Raw genomic sequence first — 2,696 nt, forward strand, 5'->3', positions numbered from 1 at the left:
CGGGCCCGGGTCACTGGCGCAGCCATGCGGCGAGACCTCCCGCCGCACCGAGGAGGCCGCCCAGGGCGCTCAGGGGCCCGGTGAGTGCGGGGTGCTCGTGCATCGCGTACAGGGCGCAGCCCACGGCGAGCAGGACCACCGCGGCCCAGAGGGCGCGTACGGACTGCTGGGACGCCGGGGCCGGCACCGGGGCCGGGGTGGTGGGCGCGGTCGGGGTGTTCTGAACGATCGTCATGTCGGTCTCTCCGTCGGATGGTTGATGCGGACAAGGGACACATTCGGAGCGGCGACCGCCACGTTCCAGTTCTCGCGAAAATCCGCACCGGGCCCCGGCAAGGGGTGGGTGAGCGGGGATTCGCGAACGCTTGACGGCCGCTGGTCCGGGGTGTCGGGCAGCAGGGTGCGGCAGTGACGGGTTAGCGGCGCAACCCCGGCTGACGGGCTCAACTCTTCCGATACAGGGCGCTCATTCAAGGCGCTCTGACCAGCGATTTCCTGGCCGGAAACCCTTGAATGAGCCCCGCAGCACTGGTACGGGCGGCGATCAACGTGACGATGCCGATGATTCCGTTGACTGCGCGAACGCCCCCGTGGGCAGGCGCCCGTGTCACGGGCCGGGACAGCGGAGCGAGTCGCCGGACGGCAGGATGCAGCCGGGGCGGGTTAGCGGCGCAACCCCCGGGATGACCGACTCGACGTGGACCACTAGAGCGCAGGGACTTCCCACCACGGCAGTGATGCGGACCCTCCGGCCGCTGCCGCTAGGGCCACTGACGGGCCGTGAGCCTCTGTATGGCGATCTGCGCCCCCAACGCAAACCGCCCCGGACCGCGAGGCCCGGGGCGACTGACACGCGCCCAGAAAGGCGTACAGGCGGCTAGAACGCCTCTTCCTGCTCCATGACGGGGTCGTCGTCGAACCGGGCGCGCTGTTCCGGGGGGAGAGCGGCGACCTGTTCGGCGGTGAGCGTGATCGCCGGGATCGGGGCGTTCCCGGCGTACTCGATCGCCTGCCACGGCCACGTGGCGCCCTCGACGAACTGCTCCGGCCAGGACCGCTCCGAGCGCGATCCGCGCCACGGCACCCAGTCCATCAGCCGCTGCTCCGCCGCGCCCAGTTCGGACGCCGGGGACAGCCCGAACCCGAACTCGGGCCAGCGCAGCCACAGCGAGCTGCCGATCGGGCGCAGGTCGCGGCGCTTGACGGCGGGCGCGGCGTGCGGGGAGTGCGCCTCGATGAGCATCGCCGCGCCGTTCGACGCGGTGCGCAGCATCTCCAGCGCCGACATCAGCGAGCGCGCCGTTTCCTCCTCGTTCGGGTTGCCGAGGGCTAGTTTGTACAGCGGGCCGATCGCGATCAGGTCGGGTTTGACCCGCTCGACCCGCCGCGCCAGCCACGACCGGTCGGCCGGGTTCGTCAGGTCCAGCCCGCGTTCCGGCATCTCGATCGTGACGTGTCCCGCGCCGATCGGCGCGCCTTCCTGCGCGGCGGCGTCAGCCATGCGCTTCAGCCAGGGGTGGGCCTGCGACTGGCTGTTCTCGACATCGACCAGCAGGCACCGCACCGGTTTGACCTTCGCGCGCTTCCACGGATGCAGGCCGGCCGCCGCCCGCATCAGGATCTGCCGCAGCATCAGGGACTTGCCGCCGCCCTCCCCTGCCGTGACGATCAGCCGGTCCCACCGCGCCAGGACGCCCGGGATCACCCATTCCGGCTCGGCGGGCGTGTCCGCGAGGAAGTCCAGCAGATCCACCGGCGGGGCGTCCTGATCGGACCGGCCCCGGTCGCGGGCCGCCTGCATGTCGGCCACCGCCCGTTCCGCGATCTCCTGCGGATCGCCGTCGGCCGCGTACCCGGACTGCACCGCCCGGGTGCCGGCCTCGATGACGCCGCGCACCAGCGAGCAGCCGCGGACCGTCTCGGCGTAGTACGTGGCGTTCGCCGCCGTGGGCACCGCCTGCACCAGCTGGTGCAGGTACGGCGCCCCGCCCACCTTTGCCAGCGAGCCCCGCCGCTGGAGCTCGGCGGCAACCGTGATCGGGTCGCACGCCTCGCCCCGGACGACCATCGAGCACACCGTGTCGAACACCGTGGCGTGCGCGGGCTTGTAGAAGTCACCGCCGGTCACGATCTCGATCACTTCGAGGATCGCGTCCTTCGACAACAGCATCGAGCCGAGAACAGCCTGCTCCGCGTCCAGGTCCTGCGGCGGCACCCGCGTGAACGTCCCGTCGTCGTCGCTCACAGGCCACTCGCCCTCGCCGCACGCGCCGCCATCGCCGCACGCACCTCCGGCGACAACTCACCACCGCGCCGACCACCACCAGGAGCAGCCGCACCCGCCGGGCCAGCCTGCCCCGGAATCGGCACCCGCGACCGCTCGCAGTGCTTGATCAGGTCCGTCCACCCGTTGCCCGGCATCTCCGCCGCCCGCGCCGCCACCCAGCCCACCGGACGGCCAGCCGCCAGCAACTCCACCGCCTGCGCCCGCAGGCCCATCCTGGTGCCGTTCAGCAGCTGCCGACCGGCAGCCGCCTCGTAAGCGTCCACGACCACATCAGCCCCCACAGGCTCCGGCGCAGCCGCCTCTCTCTCTCGTTTTTCGCTCTCGTCACACGCGCCCCGCGCGTTCTGGAGAGAGAGATCTTCTAGAGAAGAAGAGGAACCGCCGCACCCATGCGGCCACCCTGGCCGGA

Annotated in this window: 3 protein-coding genes; all 3 read right to left on the bottom strand. The window is 71.7% G+C overall.

What is annotated here, in order from left to right:
- Positions 1-10: 10 nt before the first annotated feature.
- The 3 genes from ACZ7IB_RS47395 to ACZ7IB_RS47405 all read right to left on the bottom strand — a co-directional run bounded on the left by ACZ7IB_RS47395 (position 11) and on the right by ACZ7IB_RS47405 (position 2,550).
- Positions 11-235, bottom strand: coding sequence for a hypothetical protein (locus ACZ7IB_RS47395; RefSeq protein WP_393703098.1), 225 nt, complete (start codon positions 233-235; stop codon positions 11-13).
- A gap of 642 nt (positions 236-877) precedes the next feature.
- Positions 878-2,245: a DnaB-like helicase N-terminal domain-containing protein gene (locus ACZ7IB_RS47400; protein WP_470921444.1), complete on the bottom strand. Its 1,368-nt coding sequence runs from the start codon at positions 2,243-2,245 to the stop codon at positions 878-880.
- Positions 2,242-2,550 (bottom strand): hypothetical protein, encoded by a 309-nt coding sequence (locus ACZ7IB_RS47405; RefSeq protein ID WP_470921446.1) that lies wholly within the window; start codon positions 2,548-2,550, stop codon positions 2,242-2,244. The genes ACZ7IB_RS47400 and ACZ7IB_RS47405 overlap by 4 nt, the downstream gene beginning before the upstream one ends.
- Between the last annotated feature and the right edge of the window lie 146 nt (positions 2,551-2,696).

This window comes from Streptomyces sp. NPDC037301 (assembly GCF_055602785.1).